General features: G+C 64.2%; 23 protein-coding genes. 10 read left to right on the forward strand and 13 right to left on the reverse strand.

The window, feature by feature from the left end; genetic code table 11:
- Positions 1 to 68 precede the first annotated feature (68 nt).
- Positions 69 to 992, forward strand: coding sequence for an ABC transporter substrate-binding protein (locus tag BH93_RS06240; protein WP_037171933.1), 924 nt, complete (start codon positions 69 to 71; stop codon positions 990 to 992).
- A 48-nt stretch (positions 993 to 1,040) separates the two neighbouring features.
- Here BH93_RS06240 and BH93_RS06245 read toward each other — a convergent pair whose 3' ends face one another.
- The 6 genes from BH93_RS06245 to urtA form a co-directional block, all read right to left on the reverse strand.
- Positions 1,041 to 1,709, reverse strand: coding sequence for a GntR family transcriptional regulator (locus tag BH93_RS06245; protein ID WP_037171931.1), 669 nt, complete (start codon positions 1,707 to 1,709; stop codon positions 1,041 to 1,043).
- 11 nt (positions 1,710 to 1,720) lie between these two features.
- A complete protein-coding gene (gene urtE / locus BH93_RS06250) occupies positions 1,721 to 2,413 on the reverse strand; it encodes an urea ABC transporter ATP-binding subunit UrtE (protein WP_032401810.1) in 693 nt (230 codons plus the stop codon).
- The gene (gene urtD / locus BH93_RS06255; protein WP_037171929.1) at positions 2,406 to 3,236 is read right to left on the reverse strand and encodes an urea ABC transporter ATP-binding protein UrtD; all 831 of its coding nucleotides are present in this window, start codon (positions 3,234 to 3,236) and stop codon (positions 2,406 to 2,408) included. Before urtD ends, urtE begins: the two co-directional genes overlap by 8 nt.
- Positions 3,233 to 4,324, reverse strand: coding sequence for an urea ABC transporter permease subunit UrtC (urtC, locus tag BH93_RS06260; RefSeq protein WP_032380316.1), 1,092 nt, complete (start codon positions 4,322 to 4,324; stop codon positions 3,233 to 3,235). Before urtC ends, urtD begins: the two co-directional genes overlap by 4 nt.
- Complete coding sequence (urtB, locus tag BH93_RS06265) at positions 4,321 to 5,205, reverse strand: urea ABC transporter permease subunit UrtB (RefSeq protein WP_027498414.1); 885 nt, start codon at positions 5,203 to 5,205, stop codon at positions 4,321 to 4,323. The genes urtC and urtB overlap by 4 nt, the downstream gene beginning before the upstream one ends.
- A 72-nt stretch (positions 5,206 to 5,277) precedes the next feature.
- Positions 5,278 to 6,555 carry an urea ABC transporter substrate-binding protein gene (gene urtA / locus BH93_RS06270; RefSeq protein ID WP_037171927.1) on the reverse strand — a complete coding sequence of 426 codons (1,278 nt, stop codon included), beginning with the start codon at positions 6,553 to 6,555 and terminating at the stop codon, positions 5,278 to 5,280.
- Positions 6,556 to 6,762: 207 nt separating this feature from the next.
- Here urtA and BH93_RS06275 point away from each other — a divergent pair, with 207 nt between their 5' ends.
- Together BH93_RS06275 and BH93_RS06280 are read left to right on the forward strand one after the other, a co-directional pair.
- Positions 6,763 to 7,284 carry a hypothetical protein gene (locus BH93_RS06275; RefSeq protein WP_037171926.1) on the forward strand — a complete coding sequence of 174 codons (522 nt, stop codon included), beginning with the start codon at positions 6,763 to 6,765 and terminating at the stop codon, positions 7,282 to 7,284.
- A gap of 226 nt (positions 7,285 to 7,510) precedes the next feature.
- Positions 7,511 to 7,945 carry a hypothetical protein gene (locus BH93_RS06280; protein WP_052064868.1) on the forward strand — a complete coding sequence of 145 codons (435 nt, stop codon included), beginning with the start codon at positions 7,511 to 7,513 and terminating at the stop codon, positions 7,943 to 7,945.
- A gap of 19 nt (positions 7,946 to 7,964) precedes the next feature.
- Here the strand turns inward: BH93_RS06280 and BH93_RS06285 are convergent, their stop codons facing one another.
- Together BH93_RS06285 and BH93_RS06290 are read right to left on the reverse strand one after the other, a co-directional pair.
- Positions 7,965 to 8,984, reverse strand: coding sequence for an agmatine deiminase family protein (locus BH93_RS06285; RefSeq protein WP_037172220.1), 1,020 nt, complete (start codon positions 8,982 to 8,984; stop codon positions 7,965 to 7,967).
- A gap of 23 nt (positions 8,985 to 9,007) precedes the next feature.
- Positions 9,008 to 9,994: a nitrilase-related carbon-nitrogen hydrolase gene (locus BH93_RS06290; RefSeq protein ID WP_037171924.1), complete on the reverse strand. Its 987-nt coding sequence runs from the start codon at positions 9,992 to 9,994 to the stop codon at positions 9,008 to 9,010.
- A gap of 82 nt (positions 9,995 to 10,076) precedes the next feature.
- On the opposite strand from BH93_RS06290, the gene BH93_RS06295 reads away from it, so the two are divergent.
- From BH93_RS06295 to BH93_RS06315, 5 genes are all read left to right on the forward strand, one after another.
- Positions 10,077 to 10,673: a TetR/AcrR family transcriptional regulator C-terminal domain-containing protein gene (locus BH93_RS06295; protein WP_037171923.1), complete on the forward strand. Its 597-nt coding sequence runs from the start codon at positions 10,077 to 10,079 to the stop codon at positions 10,671 to 10,673.
- Positions 10,674 to 10,740: 67 nt separating this feature from the next.
- Positions 10,741 to 10,950 (forward strand): helix-turn-helix transcriptional regulator, encoded by a 210-nt coding sequence (locus BH93_RS06300; protein ID WP_037171921.1) that lies wholly within the window; start codon positions 10,741 to 10,743, stop codon positions 10,948 to 10,950.
- A gap of 1 nt (position 10,951) precedes the next feature.
- Positions 10,952 to 11,434 (forward strand): hypothetical protein, encoded by a 483-nt coding sequence (locus tag BH93_RS06305; RefSeq protein WP_037171918.1) that lies wholly within the window; start codon positions 10,952 to 10,954, stop codon positions 11,432 to 11,434.
- A gap of 138 nt (positions 11,435 to 11,572) precedes the next feature.
- Positions 11,573 to 12,784 (forward strand): MFS transporter, encoded by a 1,212-nt coding sequence (locus tag BH93_RS06310; protein ID WP_052064867.1) that lies wholly within the window; start codon positions 11,573 to 11,575, stop codon positions 12,782 to 12,784.
- Positions 12,785 to 12,802: 18 nt separating this feature from the next.
- A complete protein-coding gene (locus BH93_RS06315) occupies positions 12,803 to 13,570 on the forward strand; it encodes a MerR family transcriptional regulator (protein ID WP_165712651.1) in 768 nt (255 codons plus the stop codon).
- An 18-nt stretch (positions 13,571 to 13,588) separates the two neighbouring features.
- On the opposite strand, the gene BH93_RS06320 is transcribed toward BH93_RS06315, so the two are convergent.
- The 5 genes from BH93_RS06320 to BH93_RS06340 all read right to left on the reverse strand — a co-directional run bounded on the left by BH93_RS06320 (position 13,589) and on the right by BH93_RS06340 (position 20,125).
- The gene (locus BH93_RS06320; RefSeq protein ID WP_032380325.1) at positions 13,589 to 15,106 is read right to left on the reverse strand and encodes an APC family permease; all 1,518 of its coding nucleotides are present in this window, start codon (positions 15,104 to 15,106) and stop codon (positions 13,589 to 13,591) included.
- Positions 15,099 to 15,953, reverse strand: coding sequence for a universal stress protein (locus tag BH93_RS06325; RefSeq protein ID WP_037171916.1), 855 nt, complete (start codon positions 15,951 to 15,953; stop codon positions 15,099 to 15,101). The genes BH93_RS06320 and BH93_RS06325 overlap by 8 nt, the downstream gene beginning before the upstream one ends.
- Before the next feature lie 28 nt (positions 15,954 to 15,981).
- A complete protein-coding gene (locus BH93_RS06330) occupies positions 15,982 to 17,919 on the reverse strand; it encodes a primary-amine oxidase (protein ID WP_037171914.1) in 1,938 nt (645 codons plus the stop codon).
- The gene (locus BH93_RS06335) at positions 17,916 to 19,355 is read right to left on the reverse strand and encodes a gamma-aminobutyraldehyde dehydrogenase (RefSeq protein ID WP_037171913.1); all 1,440 of its coding nucleotides are present in this window, start codon (positions 19,353 to 19,355) and stop codon (positions 17,916 to 17,918) included. The genes BH93_RS06330 and BH93_RS06335 overlap by 4 nt, the downstream gene beginning before the upstream one ends.
- Before the next feature lie 107 nt (positions 19,356 to 19,462).
- Positions 19,463 to 20,125 (reverse strand): TetR family transcriptional regulator, encoded by a 663-nt coding sequence (locus tag BH93_RS06340; protein WP_052064865.1) that lies wholly within the window; start codon positions 20,123 to 20,125, stop codon positions 19,463 to 19,465.
- Between the two features lie 70 nt (positions 20,126 to 20,195).
- Between BH93_RS06340 and mqo the strand changes: the two genes are divergently transcribed.
- Both mqo and BH93_RS06350 read left to right on the forward strand, forming a co-directional pair.
- A complete protein-coding gene (gene mqo / locus BH93_RS06345) occupies positions 20,196 to 21,518 on the forward strand; it encodes a malate dehydrogenase (quinone) (protein WP_197914558.1) in 1,323 nt (440 codons plus the stop codon).
- Positions 21,519 to 21,527: 9 nt separating this feature from the next.
- Positions 21,528 to 22,523, forward strand: coding sequence for an MBL fold metallo-hydrolase (locus tag BH93_RS06350; RefSeq protein WP_242459135.1), 996 nt, complete (start codon positions 21,528 to 21,530; stop codon positions 22,521 to 22,523).
- The last annotated feature ends 11 nt before the right edge of the window (positions 22,524 to 22,534 follow it).

Consider the following 22,534-nt stretch of genomic DNA (forward strand, 5'->3'; position numbering starts at 1 on the left):
CGTCACCGGATAGTGGGAGGGTAGGCTACCCTATTTGTGATTCCGAACAATGTTCCCATGGAGGACCCTTGACGAAGTTCCATGCCCGCATCACGGCGCTCGCCCTCACCGTCGCCGCCTTCGGTGTGACTGCGACGGCGTGTTCGTCCACCGAGGCCACCTCCGACGGGGCAGGCAGCGCAACGCGATCGATCGAGACCGTCCGGGGAACGGTCGACGTTCCGGAGACCCCACTGCGTGTGGTGACACTCGAGCCGGTCGAGCTCGACACTTCCGTCGCCCTCGGTGTCGTACCCGTCGGCACCGCGGTGCTCAGTGAGGTGAGCGGTGTGCCGTCGTATCTCGGCGCTGAAGCGGCGGACATCGCGACCGTCGGCACGGTGGCCGAACCGACCATCGAGGACATCGCGGCCCTGCAACCCGACCTCATTCTCGGCACCGAGACTCGGCACGCCGAGTACTACGACCAACTCTCCGCCCTTGCGCCGACGGTGTTCATCGCCTCCCAGTCCGATCCGTGGCGCGAGAGTGTCCGGTTCGTCGGGCGCATTCTCGGCAGGGAATCGAAGGCGGAGGAATTGCTCACCGCATACGACGACCGGTGCGGCGAGATAGCCGAAAAGTTCGGAACCGAAGGGAAGACAGCGCAACTCATCCGGCCTCGTAGCGGCGAGCTGACCCTGTACGGACCGTCCTCGTTCGCAGGCAGCACCCTCGAGTGCGCAGGGTTCACCACTCCGCCGCGGCCGGAATGGGCGGACGAGATCTCGGTCGACCTCTCACCAGAACTGGCAGCCCAGGCGGCAGCGGACTTGATCGTCGTCACCGCCACCGATCCGTCGGACCCGGCGGCGATTCCGGCGTCGATCACCGCCAATGCAGCCGCGCTGCCCAATCCCCATGCGGTGGATCTGTCCTACTGGATCACCGGCGTCGGGCCCAAGGGCGGACAGGCCGTACTCGACGACATCGATCGAATCCTGTCGGACTAGTTGGGTCGTTCCGCAGGCTCCACTCCTGGCGGGGCGCGGTTGACACCTTCAGATCCGGACGGCACCCGCCAGGGCCGCGGCCTGCTGGGCTCGCTCGACCACTCGATCGCGCGAGGAATCGATGTGGGCGAGAAGTAGTTCCAGGGCCGTATCGAGGGTCCCCGCCAACACGTGCTCGACGATGTCGATGTGCTGATCGATCGCCGAGACGACGGCCGACGCATCGAGTCCGCCGAGTATCCGTACCGGACGTACCTTGGCATTGACGGCGCACAGCGCATCGGTGAGTGCCGAATTGCCGGACGCCGCAAGCAATGTGACGTGGAAGTTCTCGTCCAGCGCCACCAGGTCGTCGGTGGTGTCGGGCGGGTCGGTGCGTAGCGCGACCCAGGTGGCCGACAGAGTCGACAGTGCTGCCCGATCGAAGGACTGCGACGTCGAACGTGTGATGCCGCGGGCCTCGAGTGTGGCCCGTAGCTCGTAGAGATCGGGCAGGTCGCCGAGCCGAGGGCGATAGGCGTGCAGGCCGGCCTCGTCGCGGGTGACGAGCCCGTCGGCCTGCAGCCGTGCCAGAGCCTCCCGCACGGGAGTGCGTGAGACCCCGTACAACTCGGCGAGACGTTCCTCGCCGAGCCGCGCGGTGGAGCTGATGGCACCGGAGATCAGATCCCGGCGCAGTGACGAATAGACCTTCTCGCGAAGGTCACTGCGCGGCACGATACGTCCGGTCAGATCGCCATGGCTGCGCGCACGTCGGCCTCGGACTCGCTACCGCCGACACCGGTCGAGGTGATGCGGCCGGCCTCGAGGATGTAATAGTTCTGCGCGGACTCGAGTGCAAAGCCGATGTGCTGCTCCACCAGTAGCACTCCGAGACCACCGCGGCGAGTGAGCTCGAGGATGGTGCGTTCGATCTCGGCGACCACCGACGGCTGGATGCCCTCGGTCGGCTCGTCGAGAATCAGCATCCGAGGTTCGGTGATCAGCGCTCGCGCGATGGCAAGTTGCTGGCGCTGCCCGCCCGAGAGCAATCCTGCTCTGCGGCCGAGCAATTCCTTCAACGCCGGGAACAGGTCGAGTGCCTCGTCGATCAGTGCCTTGCCGCGCTTGCGGCCGTCGGCCACCACCTGTAGGTTCTCGGCCGTCGTCAACTGACCGAACGACTGCTGACCCTGCGGCACGTAGGCGAGTCCCCTGGCGACGCGAGCGCTGGGTCGCAACGCACTGACGTCCTCACCGTCGAACATGACCTTGCCGGAGTTCACTTTCAACAATCCGACCGCTGCGCGCAACAGCGTCGTCTTGCCCGCGCCGTTGTGGCCCATCACCGCGGCCACACCGTCGGCCGGAACCGTCAGCGAAGCACCGTGAATCACTTCGCTGCGGCCGTAACCGGTACGCACATCGACCAGTTCAAGCATGACCGGCTCCCTCTTCTGCGATCTGTTCGAGTTCCTCGCCCGCCGCTGCGGTGCCGAGGTAGACCTCCTGGACCTTCGGATCGGCCTGTACCTCGGCCACTGTGCCCTCGGCCAGAACGCGCCCGGCAGCCAACACCGTCACCGAGGTGGCGAACATGCGCATGAAGTCCATGTCGTGCTCCACGACCACCACGGTCCGCTCACCGCCGATGCGTTGCAGCAGCTGGCCCGTCTCCTCGCGTTCCTCGTGGCTCATACCGGCGACCGGCTCGTCGAGCAGGAGCACATCGGCGTTCTGCACCAACAACATTCCGATCTCGAGCCACTGCTTCTGGCCGTGCGCGAGGATTCCGGCCGCCTTGTCTCGTTCGGCCGTCAGACCGATGGTCTCGAGGGCCTCCTCGATGGCAGGCAGCACCGATCCGCGACGACGCAGCATCGTCAGTACCGATCGTCCGGATCCGGCGGCGATGTCCAGGTTCTGCAGCACCGTCAGATTCTCGAAGATGCTGGCGGTCTGGAAGGTTCGACCGATGCCAAGGCGAGCGATCTGATGCACCTTCTTGCCCAGCAGTTCCACCCCGGACTTGGTGACCGATCCGGTAGCCGGGACGAGACCGGTAATGGCGTCGATCAGCGTGGTCTTGCCTGCACCGTTTGGCCCGATGAGGAAGCGCAGATCGCCCTGCATCAGCGTCAGATCGACGCTGGTGTTGGCCTTGAAACCGTCGAAACTGACCGTCAGATCGCGGACTTCGAGGTACTGACTGGACATGCCGGCGTTGCCGCCGAACGTGGGCTGCGGGCCTTCGACATGAATCATCGTGCGAGTTCCTTCTCTGGTTCTGCGCTCGATTCGGGGACCGATTCGGCTTCCTGCTTTCGCTTGCGCAAGGCGAAGAGTCCGGCGATGCCGGCGGGGAAGAATCCGACGACCACCACGAACAGCAGACCCTGCGCGTACGTCCAGCCGGACGGGAACTGCTCGGACAGCGTGGTCTGAGCCCACGCGACTCCGAGGGCACCGAGGACGGGGCCGAGAAGGGTGGTGCGGCCGCCGATGGCGACGCCGATGAGGAACGCGATGGACGGGACGATACCGACGTCGTTGGGGGAGATGATGCCGACGATCGGAACGAACAGTGCCCCGGCCAGTCCCGCGAAGAACGCCGCGGCCACGTACGCCACGATCTTGACGTTGGCCGGGTCGTAACCGAGGAAGCGGACGCGCTCCTCCTGATCACGCACCGCCACCAACAGCTCGCCGTAGCGCGAGTACATCAGCTGGCGGGTGATGGCGACGACGACGAGCAGTACCCCTGCGGCGATGAAGAAGAGCATCTGCTTGTTCGCGGGGTCGTTGAGATTGAACCCGAAGAACGTCCGGAACCTGTTGAGCCCGTTGGAGCCGCCGGTGCTCTGCTGTCCGATGAGCAGGATGGCGAAGGCCGCGGCCAGGGCCTGGCTCAGGATCGCGAAGTATGCGCCCTTGACTCGGCGCTTGAACACGCCGAGGCCGAGAACCAATGCCACCAGGGCCGGCACGAACAGGATGCCCAGGATCGTCGAGATGGGTGAGGTGAACGGCACCCAGTACGAGGGCAATTCACGAATACCGGCGATGGACATGAAGTCCGGTACGTCGTCGCCGCGCAGATCTGCGTCGGAGATCTTCAGGTGCATGGCCATGATGTAGGCACCGATGCCGAAGAACACGCCCTGGCCGAGAGTCAGCATTCCGCCACGACCCCAGGCCAATCCGATTCCGACGGCCACGATCGCGTAGCAGATGAACTTGCCCAGCAAATTCAACCGGAAGTCGCTGAGGACGGCCGGAGCAACGGCGAACAGCAGGATCGCGGCGAGGGCGAATCCCAGTAGAGCGCCGCGCTTGGCGATGAATTCGCTCATACCAGGCTCCTTGTCTTGACGGCGAACAAGCCCTGCGGGCGGGCCTGCAGGAAGATCACGATGAGGACGAACACGATGACCTTGGCGATCGAGGCCGTGGTGCTGTATTCGATGAACGAGTTGAGAATTCCCAGAGCGAAGGCGGCGATCACCGCGCCCTTGATCTGGCCGAGTCCGCCGACGACGACCACGAGGAAGGCGTCGATCAGATAGCTCTGTCCCACAGTGGAACTGGTGGAACCGATCAGAGTCAGTGCCACGCCCGCGACGCCCGCCAAACCGGAGCCGAGGAAGAACGTCGAGATGTCGGTCCTGCGGCTCGAGATGCCCGAGGTCTCCGCGAGATCGCGGTTCTGCACCACCGCGCGGATGCGTCGACCCATCGCGGTCTTCTTCAGTGCGATCGACAGCGCGACGACGGCGACGACCGCGAGGACGAGAATGAAGATTCTGGTCTTGGGCACCACGGCACCGAGAATGTCGACGCCGCCGCTCAGCCATTCCGGGGAGACGACGTTGACCGCCGGAGCGCCGAAGATGTCGCGAGCGAGCTGCTGCAGGATGAGCCCGACGCCGAACGTGACGAGCAGGGTGTCCAGTGGACGGTGGTACATGCGCTGGATCAGCGTCACCTCGAGCAGCACACCCATCGCGCCGCCGACGAGGAAGCCGACGATCAGCGAGATGAACAGTGATGCGCCGCCGGTCGAGACGATCTGCTGCACAACGTAGGCCGTGTACGAACCGGCCATGATGAACTCGCCGTGCGCCATGTTGATGACGCCCATCTGACCGAACGTCAGTGAGAGCCCGAGGGCGGCGAGCAGAAGAATGGATCCGATCGACAGGCCGGTGAACAACTGTCCGATCACGACGTCCATGGGGGAGCTCCTTCGGAGCATGTGAGTGGAACCTCGTAGCAGGCTACGAAGTTCCACTCACATGGGTGGTGGTCAGTTGAGGTCGGAGGCCCAGTCGTAGGTCTCGAGGAACGGGTCGGGTGCAATTGCTTCGGGCGACTCCCACACCGTGTAGATCAGTCCGTCGGGGCGGATCTCACCGATGCGGGCGGTCTTGGAGATGTGGTGGTTCTCGCCGTCGATGACGACCTCACCCTCGGGAGCGGCGAAGCTGACGCCGTCGGCCGCGGCCTGAATGTCGGCCACCGCAAAGGAATCGGCCTTCTCCACGGTGTTCTTCCACAGGTAGACCGACGTGTAGGCGGCTTCCATGGGATCCGAGGTGGGCTTGTCGGCACCGTACTTCGCCTTGTAGTCGGCGACGAACTTGGTGTTCTCCGGGGAGTCGACGGTCTGGTAGTAGTTCCAGGCGGTCAGCTGGCCCTCGATGTTCGCGGCTCCGATGCCCGCCACTTCCTCCTCGGCGATGGACACCGAGATGACCGGCATGTCAGCAGCTTTGAGGCCGGCGTTGGTGTACTCGCGGAAGAACGCGACGTTGGAGTCGCCGTTGAGAGTGTTGAACACCGCGTCGGCGTCGGCGGAGCGAACCTTGTTGACGATGGTGGAGAAATCGGTCGAGCCGAGCGGGGTGTAGTCCTCGCCCTTGATCTCGATTCCGTTGGCCGCGGCGTAGGCCTTGATCTCGCGGTTGGCCGTCTGCGGGAAGACGTAGTCGCTACCGACCAAGTAGAGCGACTTGACGCCCTTCTCTTTCAGGTAGTCCAGGGCCGGAATGATCTGCTGGTTGGTGGTGGCACCGGTGTAGAAGATGTTCTTGGACGCCTCGAGGCCCTCGTACTGAACGGGGTAGTAGAGGAGAGCGTCGTTGTCCTCGAACACGGGCAGCATCGCCTTGCGCGACGACGAGGTCCAACCACCGAAAACTGCTGCGACACAATCGCTGCTGATCAGTTTCTCGGCCTTCTCGGCGAACACGGTGGGCTCGGACGCGCCGTCCTCGGCGACGACCTCGATCTGCTTGCCGTTGACGCCGCCCGCTGCGTTGATCTGCTCGACGGCCAGCGCGATCGAATCACGCACCGTCACTTCGCTGATCGCCATGGTGCCGGACAGGGAGTTGAGCGAGCCCACCTTGATGGTGTCACCCGAGGTGTCCACGCACGAGGTGGCGGTACTGCCGCCGCCGTCCGCGGAGGTGGTGTCGCTCGCCTTGCTGCCGCAGGCGGTGGCGACCAGGCTCAATGCAGCCAGAGCCGCGGGAACGACCATGACGCGCTTGACGGACATGCGCTTCGAGACAGCAGGCATCTACGGCCCTTTCGGAGTTTGTATACAGAGGTGTATTCGCGATTGCGAACAGTAAAGGGAAGTTATTGCGCCGGTATGTTGCGCGGTGACGAGTCTGTTTCCCGCGTTACGTCGACGTAAAAGCAGCCAAGTGACAATCATCCTTGACATTTTTTGACAAGCGGAGTTGACTTTTGGGTAATCCGTAGCCCAAAGAATGGGTCGATCATGAGTGCATTCGTCACAGCAGCCCGATTCGTCGGAGACCTCGACGACGAGTTCTATGCCGACGAGCTGCAACGCGACATCTGGAACGAGGCCTCGGCCGTCGGATTTCAGTCTCTGCTGTGGATCGGACTGATCAGTGGCGCGGTCCTGCCCTACGCGGCGGGTGTCACCGGAGCGTGGATGGCGCTCGGCCTGTTCTTCGTGCTGATCTCCGTGTCCTTCGCGGTGTTGGGATACGCCAGGCAGCGAGGGATCGACATGTACGCCTCGCAGAAACTTCGACGCTCGCGGATAGCGTTCGCCGGACTGCTCTTCTTTCTCGCCGGTGCAGGAGCGGCGCTTCGCCTCCTGGCTCACTACGGAGGCGGCAATCTTCAGTCCTTGTGGATCGGGGCTGCGATCGGTGCGCCGGTGGGGCTCGCGGCTGGAGTGGTGGGTATCAAGAATCGGCGGCGTCGGGTGCAGGAGGCCGAGTGCGCCGCCGAGAAGGCCGAACTGCTCGGGTTCGACCCGAACAAGTGACGTCGATACTGTGAATCGTCCCTAGACCTGGGGTTACAGGGCGTAAGGATACGTAAAGGTATCGGTTTCGATCAGTCCGTTCGCAGATCTGCCGTCCGGGAGGTATGTTCTGTCCGATGACATCACGATCGTTCGGTGTCAGCGGCTGTTGCAGGGCTGGTCGGACGCGGGTTCGTAACGTGGCCGAGCGTGCGCCCGATGATAAGAGAGGCTCGGTTCGAGGCCGATGACGATGTGCACTACCAATCCGCCCTTCGTCGTGCCACGAAGTACCAACGAGACCACGTCGGACGTTCACCTCACGGTGGAGCACGCTAACAGGGAAGTCGAGGCCGTGCGCAGAGACAAGAGCTACCTCAGACTCGTTGGATCGAGCACGCCGCAGCCCACCATCGAGGTTCACGGCGGACCCAAGACCATCACCGTTCACGTCGACAACGTTCTGCCGGGTCAGATGTGCGAGATCCTGCACAACGGCATGCTGTCGCTGAGCCACCGCGTCACCGTCGGTGACAACATCTCGAGCATCGACATCACCACGTTCGCCCTCAAGCCGGGCGAATACAACGTGTCACTCCGTCTCGACGGACGCTTGGACTGCGTGACCGAGGCGCAGACCGTCGTCGTCGGCGAGCAGTTGGAAGTTCGACGCAGCTCGTAGGAGTTCCGAACGCCGACCGTCAGCCGCGATCGCGCGCCGACGGTTGGTGCTGGGTGATGCAGTGGATGCCACCGCCTCTCTCGAACAGTAACCTCGCGTCCACGCTCACCACCTTCCTTCCCGGATAGGCGTCTCGCAATACCGCCGCTGCCTCAACGTCGGCCGGGTCGTCGTAGCTGCAGGCGATCACGCCGCCGTTGACGACGAGATGATTGATGTAGCTGTAGTCGACGAATCCATCCGCATCCCGCAACGTCTGCGGAGCCGGCACCTCGACGATGTTCCACTCTTCACCCGAGCCACTGTGCGTGGCGCGCAGAGTGTCGATGATCAGCGCGCTGACCTCGTGATCGGGGTGAGCCCGGTCTCGTTGACTGTGCACCAGAACGGTTCCAGGAGACGGGATGGCCGCGACGATGTCGACGTGGCCACGGGTGCCGAACCGCATGGAATCACGCGTCAATCCGCGTGGCAGCCAGATGACGTGCTGCGCACCGATGGTCCGCGCCAGCTCCGCCTCGATGTCGGCTTTCGTCAGGCTCGGATTGCGACCGGGATCGAGTTGCACGGTTTCGGTGACCAGTACCGTGCCCGCGCCGTCGACCGCAATGCCGCCGCCCTCGTTGACGATGGGTGACGTAATCCTCTGTACTGCAGCCTGATCGGCGACGAACTCGCCGATGCGGCAGTCCTTGTCCCACTGCGCCCAGTCCTGTGCGCCCCAACCGTTGAAGATCCAGTCGACGGCAGCAACCGAACCGTCGTCCGCATGAACGAATGTAGGGCCGATGTCGCGCATCCATGCGTCGTTCAGCGGTGCCTCGACGATGTCGATATCGCGAGAGAGGTACGTCGCGGCCACCGCGCGCTCGGCTGGATCGACGACGACGGTCACCGGCTCGAACTCCGCTACCGCATGCGCGACGGCAGCCCAGGTGGAGCGGGCCTCGTGCTTGGCTTCCGGATCGTCGCCGAGGGAGTAGCCCTCGCACGGGAACGCCATCCATACCTTGTCCTGCGGTGCCGTCTCGGACGGCATCGTGTATTGCGTTGCGGCCGTGCTCACTTGATCACCGGCGTCGCAGCGTGTCCGTCGCCGTAGGGGGCGTCCGAGCGCACCGGCTCGGTCAGGCGTGAGTAGGTGTCCGGTCTGCGGGTGAGCAGAAAAGGAAAGAGCTCCAACCATTCTCGACGCTGATCGAGGTCGAGATCTGCGACGAGCACGGCTGGTTCGTCGCGCGGTGCCTGTACCAGGATGCGGCCGTAGGGATCGGAGATGAACGACGATCCGTAGAACGTGATCTCGCCCTCGTCGCCGCACCGGTTGGGCACCACCATGAACAGGCCGTTGGAAATTCCGTGTCCGACGATGACGTGCTGCCACAGCGGTTGGGTGTCGAACGCCGGGAACGACGGCTCGGACCCGATGGCCGTCGGATACGCGAGTATCTCGGCGCCGCCGAGTGCGTAGCTGCGTGCGACCTCGGGAAACCACTCGTCCCAGCAGGTGGGTAGACCCACCCGGGCACCACCGAGTTGCTCCGGTGAGTAGACGGGGTACGGGTCGTCGGCCGGGCCGGGGCGGAAGTAGGTGTCTTCGTAGTAGCCGGCCGAGATGGGGATGTGCAGCTTGCGGGTTCTGGCCAGAAGTTCGCCGGAAGGGGAGACCATGATGGAGGTGTTGAAGCCCAATCCGTCTGCTGCCTCGGACTTCTCGTACAGCGAGGCATGGACCACGATGCCGTTGGCGGCGGCGGCCTCGGCGGCCATACCGAATGTGGGCCCGGTCGTCAGATCCTCGGCCGCGCTGCCGGGGTTCGCACCGGCGGGGGTGTCGGCCGGGTAGCGCAGCAGGGTGATCTCGGGCAGGAAGACGACCTGCGCCCCGAGGCCTGCGGCTGTGGAAATGGCCTCGAGCAGTTCGCCTTTCGATGCGGCTGCATCGGGATTCCAGCGATGCTGCACCAGGCCGACCCGCAGTGGCGGCCGATCGGTCGGGGTGGTCCGGGTCAGCGCCTCGGGTGGCGTGAGGTTCGTGAGGGTCAGCATGCCGATCTCCTGTTAAAACGAATGTGATTCGTTAAGTATCGTTGATGTCTGCCCCGAACGCAACGGATACGGGAGAAATGCTGTGGGAAGACCGTCGGCACCCCTTCTCGACGTCGATCGCATCACGACGGCGGCCCTGACTCTCGTCGAAGAGTCGGGTGGATTCACCATGCCTCAGCTGGCCAAGAAGCTGAAGGTCAGTCCGTCCTCGCTCTACAACCACGTGTCCGGACGTGACGAGATCATCGAGTTGCTGCGGGGTCGGGCGATGTCCGAGGTGGAGATGCCGGAGGCCGGTACGCCGTGGCGTGAGGCGCTCGCCTGGATCGCGCGCGGGTACCGAAACAGCTACGGGCGCTACCCACGGTTGATCCCACTGCTGACGGCTCAGGCCGTGAACAGCAGCGCTGCGTTCGGGATGTACAACACGTTGGCGCGGGTGCTGACAGATGCCGGCTTCGCGCCCGCCGACGTGCTCCGCATCATCACCGTGCTCGACAGTTTCGTGTTGGGTTCGGCCTTGGATCTGGCAGCTCCCGAAGCACCGTGGCTCAGTAGCCGCGACGTGGAACCGGAACTGAAAGCTGCACTGGACGCTGCGGGGGAACTGCACGAGCGGTCCGAGGATGCCTTCGAGTTCGGGCTGCAGGCTCTCCTGATGGGCCTCGAGCCGCGGTAGCGACGCCGCACCATTGTCGATGACAAGAAGGCTTGACATTTTCTGACAAGTCGGCTTGACTTTTGGTATGAACAACGCGCTGAGAACCAATGCGGTGCGTGAACACCGCAAAGCTGCGCGGCTGACCCAGGCGGAGCTCGGTAAAGCCTGCGGTGTTTCCCGGCAGAGCATCGTCTCCGTCGAAGGCGGCGACTACGCACCGAGCGTCTACCTGGCACTGAAGCTGGCCGGGGCACTGAACACCACTGTCGAAACATTGTTCGGAAACGAGGAGTGACATGAGCACATTCATCAAGACCATGCGAATCGTAGGCGATCTGGACGACGAATTCTACGACGACGAACGCCAGCGCGATGTGTGGAACGAGGCCTCCGCCATAGGGTTTCAACTGTTCCTCTGGGCCGGCCTCATCGGCGGTGCAATTCTGCCATGGGCGGCGAACACGACCGGAGCGTGGATTGCGCTCGGGATTCTCGTCGTCTCCACGCTGATCAGCTTCGCCACGATCGGCTATTCGGCGGTCCGCGGGGTGAACATCTACACCGCAGCAAAGGCCGGACGGCTCCGAGGGATCATTGTCGGTGTGATCGCAGCAGTCGGCTACGTCGGAGTCCTCGTCAGACTGCAGCCGGACGTCTACTCGCAGGTGAGCTCGTGGGCAGGCGCAGCCGTGGGTGCGGTGGTCGGGGGCGGCGTCGTCGCACTGATCATCTGGCAGATGCGTAAGCGCAACGCGCGATTCGAGGCCGAGGAAATCTGAGCAGCAGTCCTGGGTCGGTCGTCGACGGGTCGCGACTCAGCGTCGAGGTCCGTCACGTGCTGCCCTCGTGTCGGCATCGTGGCCCGGTGTGCACGCACAGCTTGACCTTGACGCAACGTCAATGCAGATCATCGAAGCATGAGTCGCATCCGTCTTGCTGTTCCGCTGTACATCGGTGGCGCGTCGTTGTCGCTTTTCGGCAACTCGGCCATCACTATCGTCCTGCCCTGGTTGGTGCTGGCCACGACAGGAAGCCTGGCGTCGGCAGGTCTGATCGCTGCGGCAGCGGGCATCGCAGCGGTGCCGGCAACGTTCGCCGGTGGTCGACTGATCGACCGATTCGGGGCACGCAACGTGGCCGTCGTCTCCGACCTCGGTAGCGCGACTGCGGTATTCGGCCTGATCGTGGTGAGTGCGACGGTTGGGTTGTCGGTGCCTTGGTTCGTGGTGCTCGGAGTGGCAGGCGCTGTCTTCGATGTGCCGGGGATGACGGCTCGTCAGGCGATGCTCGCCGACGTCGCGTCGATCTCGGGGACGTCGGTCACGGCGGTGGCCGGGTTCTTTCAGACCGGTTTCTCGCTGGCGTTCCTGGCCGGACCGGCTCTGGCGGGTCTGCTGTTGAGCATGCTGGATCCGATCGACGTCGTGGCCGTCACGGCCGCCTCGTCGGCGGCCGCTGCGGTGCTGACTGCGTTGGTTCCGGTTGTGGGGCAGGCGTTCGCGGCCGGTGCCGCGGGGTCGGGGAGTGCGCTGGACCTGATCCGTCGCACGCCCGCGCTGCGCGCGATGCTGTTGTTCGCGTTTCTCGCGAGTCTGGTCACCCCGCCGATGATCAGCCTGCTGTTGCCCGGTCACTTCAACGAGATCGGCGAACCCGGGCAGCTCGGCCTGGCCATGTCGGCGTACGCCGTCGGTGCCTTGGCGGGGTCGGCCTTGTTCGCTCTTGTGGCCGCCCGATCGCGACGGGCCACGTTCGTGACGGGAATGGCTGCGATGACGATCGGTATCTGGCTGTTCGCACAGCTGCAGGGGTTCTGGATCGTCGCGGCCGGGATGCTCGTGATGGGTCTCGGATCCGGGCTGTTCGGTCCGATCTGGAATGTCTACGTGGCCGAACAGGTCCCCGCAGATGTTCGGGGGCGCGTCCTCGGCTGGTTGAACATGAGCGGGCTCGTGGCCGGTCCGATGGGGTTGGGACTGATGTCGGTGGTGCTCCTCGGCGGCGATCTCGGTCTCGGGGCCGTCGTCATGGGAGTCGGATGGACAGCTGTTGCTGCCTATGCGGTGCTGAGTCCGGGTGCGCGTGAGCTGACCGAACCGGTGCAGCACTCTGCCGGAGTGGACGGTTGATCGGCAACAATGGTCGCCATGCTTCGTATCGGTGAGCTGGCTTCCTATGTGGGAGTGACGACCCGAACCGTGCGGTTCTACCACCAGCAGGGGCTGTTGGACGAGCCACGACGCGACACGTCGGGTTACCGTCTCTACGACGGGGAGGCCGTGCTGCGGCTGTCACGTGTTGTTGCTCTTGCCTCGGCCGGTGTGCCACTGGCGCGCGTCCACGAGCTACTCGACGCCTCGCAGGAAACACTCGACCTCGCCTTGCTCGAGATCCACGCCGACCTGAACAGCAGGATCGAACGTCTGGAGAAAGATCGCGACAGACTGGGGCTGTTGCGCGCGGGCGACGCGCTGGTCCTTCCCGATCTGATCGTCGGCCTGATCCAGCACCTGCGCGACGCGGGCATCGATACCGGAGTGGTCGATCACTATCGCGACGCCTGGATACTGACGTATGCCGTCTACCGGCCCCGGCTCGATCCCTGGCTGAAGGAGTTCGGTGCCGTCATGCTCAGGGACCCGGGCTATCTGGCACTCATGGTGCGCTCTTTTCGAGCAGCCGAGCTCGAACCCGAGGACCCACGGATCCAGGAGCTCGCGGACGACACGGTCGAATGGATGATCGACACCTGGGCCAGTGACGCCCGCGAATGGTCGTTCGAGCGCGGTCTCGACGACCCTGCGGCCAACGCACTACTCGCGGAGCAGTGGGCCGACCGGCCTGCCTGGGTGCGCGTCACCGAGCTGATCATGCAAGGTCTGCAGGAGCGCGGCATCGAGCATTCCCCACCCTGACGAAGGCCAGAGGGATCGTCAGTCTTCGACGATCAGTGACGGAGTATCGCGGCGGAGAATGTCGCCCTTGAAGAACTCCGGCTTGCGCAGTGCCACCACCAACATGATGACGATGCCGAGAACGATGATCCCCACGCCGATGAGGAAGACCATCCCGATACCGAACAATGATGAGCCGCTACCGAACTCGGGATCCCACGCATCGACCGAGGTCTGCACGAACACCACGGCCATCCCGACCCCGCCGAGTAGCGGCGCGAGGAACTTGAAGAACACGTTGCGGGTGCTGGTGAACAATTCCTCGCGGAAGTACCAGACGCAGGCGAACGCCGTGATGCCGTAATAGAAGCAGATCATCAGTCCGAGTGCGGCGATGGTGTCGGTGAGTACGTTGTCGCTCACCACTCGCATCACGGCGTAGAAGCCGGCCGACGCGCCGCCCGCCACCAGCGTCGCGAAGCCTGGAGTGCTGAATCGCGGTGTGATGGAAGCGAACCGCTTCGGCAGTGCCTGATAGTGGCCCATCGCCAGCAGAGTGCGCGCCGGTGAGATGAACGTGGCCTGCAACGAACTGGCCGAGCTGCTCAGCACGGCGAGCGAGAGCAGAACCGCGAACGGTCCCATCACCGGCCCGGCGAGAGCCGCGAACACGTTGTCGGTGGTGTCGGGATTCTGCAGTCCGTTCCCGGTGTCCCCGGTGCCGGCGAACAGCAGCGTGGCGACCGCGGTGAGCAAGTACAACACGATGATGAAGAACACCGTCACCAGAGCGGCGCGGCCGGGAATCTTTGCGCTACCGGACGTTTCCTCGTTGACCGTCAGACAGACGTCCCAGCCCCAGTACATGAAGATCGACAGCGACAGGCCGGCCGTGAATGCCGAGAAGCTCGGAATGCCGAACGGATCGAACCAATCCAGGCTGAACGAGATGTCGTCGGCCCCGTCGCCTGCCCCGACCTTGACGAACGCGGCAACGATGAACCAGGCCATCACCAGCAACTGGAAGCCGAGCATCGTGTATTGAACGCGCTTTGTCTCCTGCATACCGCGATAACACAGCCACGCCGACAGCGCCATGAACACCAGGCAGGTGACGATGTTGACGAGCTTGTTGCCGGTGAGGTCGGCCACCGAATCGTTGCTGGTGACCTGCGCGAGAAAGAGATAGAAGAAGTCGACGGCCACTCCGGCGAGGTTGGAGAGCACGATGATGGTGGCCGCGATCAGACCCCACCCGCCCATCCAGCCGACGTAGGGGCCGAAGGCCTTGGACGCCCACGTGAAGGACGTACCGCTGTCGGGTTCGGCCGCGTTGAGCTCGCGATAGCCCAACGCCACCAACAACATCGGGATGAAGCCCACGATGAAAATCGCCGGCAGGTGCACCCCGACCTCGGTGACCGTCGGCCCGAGCGATGCCGTCAGCGCGTACGCGGGCGCGATGGTCGAAATGCCCAGCACGACACTCGCGAGCAGCCCGAGCTGGCCGGCCGACAGGCCCTTGGACTCGACGTCCACTACCTTGTGCTCATTCATCGCCGGCCTCTCTCGGAACAACGATCATCGGAACGGGGACGACCCGAAGCATCTTGGCGGCAACCGATCCCAGGAAGAGCCGGTGAGGCTGCGCGAGTCGAGACGAGCCCACCATCAACACGTCACCGCCGTGCCAGTCCAGGGAGGAGGCGGCCTTCTCGATGCCGGAACCCTCGGCCACCGTCAACTGCACCTCCGAACCGTCGGGCAGTCCGGCTTGTACGGTGCGCAGCACGTCCTCGGCCTTGGCGAGACCTCCTGGCCCCGGTGCTGATCGCTCATCTGCGGAAACGAGGGAGAGCAGGCGCAGTGGCAACTCGGCGGTGGCAGAGAGGTCGGTGGCCGCCTCGACAAGTTCGGCTGCCCCCGGACGATTTCCGATGGCGCAGGTGATCTCGCGAATGCGCTGCGGGGGAGAGTGCCGATACCCGCGTGGAGCCAGCGCGAGGGGCACGTGCGCGACGTGCAACAAATCGCTGGTGACGGTGCCGATCGAGTGGCGTCCGAGCAAACCGTCACCGGCCGCGCCGACGACGATCATGTAGGCGTCACACTCGTCCACACAGTCGAGCAGGCCCTGTGCGAACGACTCGTCGAACAGCAGGTGAGTACGAGCCTCGACGTCCTCGGGCACCAATTTCAGGGCCTCGTCCAGCCACTCGGTGGCCTGGTCGATCAAGATGTCGTCGTAGGCCGCCTCGACCGGTGCCTTGGACGGCACCGGACGCTCCTGAGGCAGCACCAGACAGATGTCCAGCGAGGCCTGCAGCGAACGCGCGAGCGTTGCGCCCAGGGCGATTCCGTCCGCGCCACTCGGTGTTGCCTGGTACCCCACGATCAGACGCATGGGCGGACCTTCCCTGAGTTCGGGCGAGCTAATGACAGGTGCTACCGGGATCGGTATGGCACGACTTCTGCTCCGACGCCACGACGTCGAGCGAGGGATTGCGATCGAAGAACCCGAACGGCTTGAGCCAGAACGAGACCGTGTCCGCGGGCATCACCGGCCAGTCCTCCGGGCGAGTGATGTGGTGGATCCCGAAGGTGTACCAGACGACGACATCGGTGTTCTCGATGCTGCGATCCTTTTCGGTCCACTCCGGCAGGCCGTGATCGATACCGCTCTGGTTGACGAATTCACCACTGGGCCAACGCTCGTCGGGCGAGTTGGGGGTGACCCACACGGTGTGGCCGATCACCTGGGCGCGCTGGAAGATCGGCGACGCCGGATCGAACATCGACGGAATCGCCGCGCCCGGAACCAACTTGTAGGCGGGACGGGTGCCGAGACCGTTGGTGACGTTGTCGTTGACGACCTTCCATGCCTTCTGGGTGTTCCAGTCGTAATCCTGTCTGCCCTCCGACTCGGTGGTCAGGGGAGTGTTGACCTGAGTGAGGGCGAGGCCGTACGGATTGTCGGGGCCCATCGGAACCCGTTGAGTCTCACTGGCATACACGGTGTTCTCCGTGCCGTCGATGTCCAGATCGAGCCGGGCGACGAGAAAGTGCTGGTGATACGGCGCGTACGTACGGTTGTCGACCAGCGTGCCCGACGGGTGCGTGCCACCCTCGTCGAAGTGCGTGACGACCATGATGCCCGTTGCGCGCACCTCGCACTCGATGTTGCCGTCCTGGTAGAACCGCCAGTAGACGAGGTACTCGTAGTTGGCGACCGTTGCGTGGAAGCTGACCGTGAGCCGGCGCATACGCCGTACCTCGGCTCCGGCGTCGTGATCGACGTGCTTCCACAGCACGGCGTTGTCTTCCTCGTGGATGCAGATCGCGTTGGTGATCGTGTACGGCTCACCCTTGCTGTTGTGCAGCACCGCGTCGAGGTAGCGGATCTCGCCCAGGCAGTCGCAACCGAGCTCGAGCGAGGTGGTCATGAAACCCAGGCCCCACTCGCCGATGTCGAACGCGGTGCGCCGATAGTGATCCTCGGTGTGATCGCGATAGGGAACGACCATCTCCGCGAACGACATTCGATTCGCAACGGAGCGCACATTTCCGTTGTCGTTGTAGCTGACGGCATGCAGTGTCATGCCCTCGCGGTAGTTGAATCCCACGCGCAGCGACCAGTTCTGCCACGTCAACTTGTTGCCGTCGAGCTCGAACGACGGCCCGTCGGATTGAGTGATCTCGAGGGGCTTCAGCGGCGGACGCGTGCTGGCGTTCCTGATTCGCTCCGGGATGTGGCGAGGGACGTACTCGCCCATGATCTCCGGCCGCTCGACGCGATACGTGTCCTCGATCTCGAGCAATTCCATCGTGTTCACGTCGATGACGCAGTGGAACCCACCGACCGGTCCGGCGTAGGGATTGGCACCCGCCGCGGCCTTCACCCAGGTATCCGACCAGCCGAGGCGTCGACCCTTGTACTTCTCCGGCGTCACCGCCTCGCCGTAGGTCCAGGTGTCCATGAACACCAGATTCAGATCGGTGATGCCTCTATCGGCAAGGGCGGCAATCACATCGGGGTGGGCGCGTAGGGCCTCGTCGGCCTCCTCCCACTCGTCGACGGTGAAGTTGGGCTGCACGTCCGGGATATGCGTCCACGATTCGGTGGTGCGATCGTCCAGCGACACCACGGCCTTGAAGGTCGTGTTCTCGTTGCGGTTCAGCACCACTGACACCGCCCGACGTGCAGGCACGGTCCCGTCCGCGTCGAATGCGGCGATCTCGGGCTTGGCCGGTTCGATCATTTCGATGGAGGCGTAACGCCAACCGTCGCCGACGCCGTGATCGCGGCCGAGAATCTCGGCTACGGTGGCGAATTCGTCGCTGGACAGGGGATCGAGGGGATGAGAGGTCATGCGATGGTCTCCGTCGAGCTCATGACGTGCTTGATGCGGGTGTAGTCCTCGACACCATAGGCCGAGAGGTCCTTGCCGTAGCCGGAGTATTTGAATCCGCCGTGCGGCATTTCCGCGACCAACGGGATGTGGCAGTTGACCCAGACGGCACCGAAGTCCAGAGCTGCCGAGATGCGTAGTGTGCGTGCGTGATCAGAGGTCCACACGCTCGATGCAAGGCCGAAGTCCACATCGTTGGCGAGAGCGATCGCCTCGGCCTCGTCGGTGAACTTCTGCACCGTGAGCACCGGGCCGAACGTCTCCTCCTGCACGATGGGATCGGACTGCTGCACGCCCGTGATGATGGTGGGCTCGAAGAAGAAACCCTTGTCGCCGATGCGCTTGCCGCCGGTGACGATGGTGGCATGTGCGCCGATTCCGTCGACCTTGGCGCTGACCTGACCGAAGTGGTTGACGTTGTTCAGTGGCCCGAGGAAGGTATCGGGGTCGTCGGGGAGGCCGACTTTCAGTGTCTTCGCCTTGGCCACAAGGGCATCGACGAGGGTGTCGTGTACCGACTCGTGCACCAGTACGCGGGTGACAGCGGTGCAGTCCTGACCGGCGTTGAAGAACGCGGCCTCCGCGATGCCGTCGGCTGCCTTGGCGATGTCGACGTCGTCGAAGACGATCGCCGGTGCCTTACCGCCGAGTTCGAGGTGCGCGCGCTTGAGCTGCTTGGCGGCGGCCACCGCCACCGCGATGCCGGCGCGCACGGATCCGGTGATCGACACCAGGCCGGGCATCTTGTGCTCGACGATCGCCGCACCGGTGCCGCCGTTGCCGAGGACGACGTTGAGAACGCCGTCCGGAACAATGCCCTTGGAGAGCTTCGCCAACACCAACGTGCTCTCGGGGGTGGTGTCACTGGGCTTGAGCACGATCGTGTTGCCGGCGGCCAGTGCGGGCCCGATCTTCCAGATCGCCATCATGAACGGGTAGTTCCACGGGGTCACCTGGCCGACGACGCCGATCGGTTCGCGGCGCACGTACGAGGTGAAGCCGTCCATGTACTCACCTGCGGACTTGCCCTCGAGCATCCGGGCGGCGCCGGCGAAGAATCGGATCTGATCCGCTCCGACCGTCACCTCCTCGGCGGCGATGGTGGCCTTGGGCTGGCCGGTGTTGCGGCTCTGCGCTTCGACGATCTCGTCGCTGTGCGCCTCGATGGCGTCGGCGAGCTTCAGCAACACCTTCTGTCGCTCACTCGGCGTCGTTTTGCCCCAGGTCTCGAATGCGCTGGCGGCAGCCGACATTGCGGCCTCGACGTCGGCCGCGTCGGAGATGGGTGAGTGGGCGACGACCGTCTCGTCCACCGGGCTGATCACCTCGAGCATCTCGGTGCCCGAGGGCGTGACGAACGCCCCGTCGATGTAGTTCTGCAGGACAGGCACCGTCATCTCACAACCCCTAGCGTCGTCACTCCACCAATATTTCGGTTCTGCAAAGCCTGCACCTACGGACGAGACTTCGCCACCCGACAACATGTCCAACATCCGGCGAAGGATCAGGACGAAATGTCACGGTTGTCGGCAAGAGCTCTGACGCCGGCGATATACGTCTCGAGACCGAGCTTCTCGAACGCCGGACGGGAGGTGGGATCGCCGAGATGGTGGGCCGAGGCCAGGATGTGTGGGAACTCCTCGGGATCGAGAGATTCCATCGTCGATGCCACCTCCCGCTCGACGTGTGCCCGACGCTCCGGCTCGACCTCGACACCGGTGAACAAGGGCTCGGTGATGAGCGAGATGGCGACCCGGACGCCATGGCGGGCGAGTTGGGTGGCGTCGGGAAGGGTGAAGCCGGCCTCGCCGAGAGCCTTCAGTGCCAACTCCATGGCCTCCCTACTGTTGGGAGAGAACAACATTCGAGGAACAACGATGTCGGCTGCGCCCGGGTGGGCGCGCAAGGCGCGCATGAAGTCCTCGAGCACCGTGCGTAGCTGCTGCCACCACGGGGCGGCGGGATCAACGGTGAGCTCGAGGTCCTGGCAGACGCGGTCGCCCATGGCATCGAGTAGCTCGTCCTTGTTCTTGACATGCCAGTAGATCGCCATGGGGGAGACGCCGAGTTCGGTCGCGATCTTGCGGATGGTGAGCGAGTCCAATCCGTGGCGATATGCGACGTCGAGAGCGGCGTCGACGACGGCAGTCCTGCTCAGGCGCGGCATCGATCGAACTATACAGGTGTACGAGTCGGTGCTAGCGTGGCTTGTACTTAGTACGAGAAGGGGGTGGACGGTGGACGACGTCATTCTTGTCGGCGGCGGAATCATGAGCGCAACGCTCGGGACGCTGCTGCAGAAACTGGAACCAACCTGGTCCATTCGGGTGCTCGAGCGCCTTCCTCGGGTGGCCGCGGAAGCATCCGACGGGTGGAACAACGCCGGGACCGGACATGCCGGTCTGTGCGAAACCAACTACACGACAATGCGATCCGACGGTTCCGTCGACATCGACCGTGCCGTGCGGATCGCCGAGCAGTTCGCAACGACTCGGCGTTTCTGGGCGACGTTGCCCCAGGCCGACTTCGTGCGCCCCGTGCCGCACATGACTCTGGTCCAGGGTTCCGACAACGTCGAGTTTCTCCGCGCTCGGCATCACGCGCTGAGCGGTCACCCGATGTTCGAGGCGATGGAGTACACCGAAGACGCTGCGGTGCTGCAGCAGTGGTCACCGCTGGTTGCCGAGGGCCGCACCGGCAGCTGGGCTGCGACCCGAGACGTGACGGGTACCGACGTGGACTTCGGCGCAGCGACGCGGCAGCTGTTCGACGCCATGACTTCGGCAGGGGCCAGCGTGGAGACCGGACGGGAAGTACGTGGGCTTTCGCAGGATCGGGATGGATCCTGGCGACTCGACGTCCGAGGTGGTCGACCGGTGGAGCGCGCCCGATTCGTGTTCCTCGGTGCCGGGGGTTGGGCCCTGAAGTTACTGCGCAGAGCCGGAATTCCCGATGCGCGTGGCTTCGGGCTGTTGCCGATCAGCGGACAATTTCTGCGCTGCGACCGGAGCGAGGTGGTCGATCGCCACGACGCCAAGGTGTACGGGACGCCGCCCATCGGCGCGCCACCGATGTCGGTTCCACACCTGGACACTCGCATCGTCGACGGGCAGCGCTCCATCCTTTTCGGCCCGTACGCAGGCGCGAACCCGAAATTACTGAAACACGGATCGGTGCTGGACCTTCCGCGTTCGATCAGCCGAGACAATGTTGGATCGCTGTTGTCGATGGCCTGGGCCAACACGCCGCTGATCAGGCTGCTGCTCTCCGAGTTGACCGCCACCCGAGGGAAGAAGATTGCCGCGTTACGCGAGTTCGTGCCGAGTGCCGATTCGGCAGACTGGTCGATCGTCAGTGCCGGTCAGCGTGCCCAGATCGTAAAGAACGGCGAACTGCGGTTCGGCACCGAAGTGGTCGCCTCGCAGGACGGCACGATCGCATCTGTACTCGGTGCGTCACCGGGCGCATCGACGGCCGTACCCATCATGATCGAGGTGCTGAACAGATGCTTCCCCGAACGACAGTGGGACTCTCACGTGCGGGAGCTGCTCACCGGCTAGCCTGAGGCGGTGACGGACACAGAGGTGGGATACCGGCAGATCGCCGACGGGACCTGGGCTTTCATGCGGCCGCCCGGCAGTTGGGGACAGACCAACACCGGACTGATCGTGGGGCCCGGTGGCGCGTCGATGTTGATCGACACCGTCTGGGACACTAATTGGGCAGCGCGCGTTGCCGCCGATACTGCCGAACTGATCGTCGATGCGCCGATCACCGAAGTGCTCAACACCCATTCCGACGGCGATCACTGGTGGGGAAACGATTCGGTTCCCACCTCTGCGCGCATCACCACCAGCGCCGCGTCGTTGCACGCGATGAAGGAAGAGACACCACCCAAAGGGGTGGACGCGTTCGCCTCCTTCGGTGGCAAGATCGGGTGGATACCGGGACCGGTCGGAGCAATGGGCTCGTACATGAACCGGGTCCGGGGTGATGCCACCTTCCCCAGCGCACTGCCGCGGCTGCCCGACCACACCTTCGAAACCACCGAAACCATCGACGTCGCAGGGCGATCCGTCCACCTGCGCTACCTGGGACCGGCGCACACCGAGGGCGACCTCATTGCTCACCTACCCGATGTGGGAGTCGTGTTCGCCGGCGATCTGCTGTTCATCGACGCCACACCGGTGCTCTGGCACGGACCGCTGCAGAACTGGATCGATGCCCTCGACCACCTCCTCGAACTCGATGCAGCCGTCTACGTTCCCGGCCACGGCCCTCTGTGCGGCATCGACGAGATACGCGCCGTGCGGAACTACTGGAGTTGGGTGGGGGAGGCCGGACGCCGCTGCTTCGACGCCGGGCTCGGATCGACCGAGGCCGCTCTGAACCTGCTGAAATCAGGCGAATTCGGGCAGTACGCCCACTGGGACTCACCGGAACGACTCATCTTGAGCATGAGCACCCTCTACCGCCTGTGGCGAGGCGAGCCGCCAGCGCCACCCACGCTGACGCGTCGAGCACGGGCGTTCGCGGATGCGGGGCGGTTCTTGCGAGAGCATTAGCTTTCGAATCA

It is taken from the genome of Rhodococcoides fascians A25f, assembly GCF_000760935.2.
Lineage (GTDB): Bacteria > Actinomycetota > Actinomycetes > Mycobacteriales > Mycobacteriaceae > Rhodococcoides.

Bases quoted from the DNA above. Each gene is read 5' to 3' on its own strand.
- BH93_RS06330 (WP_037171914.1), bottom strand. From the start codon at position 17,919: ATGACCTCTCATCCCCTCGATCCCCTGTCCAGCGACGAATTCGCCACC.
- urtB (WP_027498414.1), bottom strand. From the start codon at position 5,205: ATGGACGTCGTGATCGGACAGTTGTTCACCGGCCTGTCGATCGGATCC.
- BH93_RS06320 (WP_032380325.1), bottom strand. From the start codon at position 15,106: ATGAATGAGCACAAGGTAGTGGACGTCGAGTCCAAGGGCCTGTCGGCC.
- BH93_RS06290 (WP_037171924.1), bottom strand. From the start codon at position 9,994: ATGCTGACCCTCACGAACCTCACGCCACCCGAGGCGCTGACCCGGACC.
- BH93_RS06315 (WP_165712651.1), top strand. From the start codon at position 12,803: ATGCTTCGTATCGGTGAGCTGGCTTCCTATGTGGGAGTGACGACCCGA.
- urtA (WP_037171927.1), bottom strand. From the start codon at position 6,555: ATGCCTGCTGTCTCGAAGCGCATGTCCGTCAAGCGCGTCATGGTCGTT.
- BH93_RS06285 (WP_037172220.1), bottom strand. From the start codon at position 8,984: ATGCCGTCCGAGACGGCACCGCAGGACAAGGTATGGATGGCGTTCCCG.
- BH93_RS06310 (WP_052064867.1), top strand. From the start codon at position 11,573: ATGAGTCGCATCCGTCTTGCTGTTCCGCTGTACATCGGTGGCGCGTCG.
- BH93_RS06325 (WP_037171916.1), bottom strand. From the start codon at position 15,953: ATGCGTCTGATCGTGGGGTACCAGGCAACACCGAGTGGCGCGGACGGA.
- BH93_RS06340 (WP_052064865.1), bottom strand. From the start codon at position 20,125: ATGCCGCGCCTGAGCAGGACTGCCGTCGTCGACGCCGCTCTCGACGTC.
- BH93_RS06280 (WP_052064868.1), top strand. From the start codon at position 7,511: ATGACGATGTGCACTACCAATCCGCCCTTCGTCGTGCCACGAAGTACC.
- BH93_RS06300 (WP_037171921.1), top strand. From the start codon at position 10,741: ATGAACAACGCGCTGAGAACCAATGCGGTGCGTGAACACCGCAAAGCT.
- urtC (WP_032380316.1), bottom strand. From the start codon at position 4,324: ATGAGCGAATTCATCGCCAAGCGCGGCGCTCTACTGGGATTCGCCCTC.
- BH93_RS06335 (WP_037171913.1), bottom strand. From the start codon at position 19,355: ATGACGGTGCCTGTCCTGCAGAACTACATCGACGGGGCGTTCGTCACG.
- urtE (WP_032401810.1), bottom strand. From the start codon at position 2,413: ATGCTTGAACTGGTCGATGTGCGTACCGGTTACGGCCGCAGCGAAGTG.
- urtD (WP_037171929.1), bottom strand. From the start codon at position 3,236: ATGATTCATGTCGAAGGCCCGCAGCCCACGTTCGGCGGCAACGCCGGC.
- BH93_RS06305 (WP_037171918.1), top strand. From the start codon at position 10,952: ATGAGCACATTCATCAAGACCATGCGAATCGTAGGCGATCTGGACGAC.
- BH93_RS06275 (WP_037171926.1), top strand. From the start codon at position 6,763: ATGAGTGCATTCGTCACAGCAGCCCGATTCGTCGGAGACCTCGACGAC.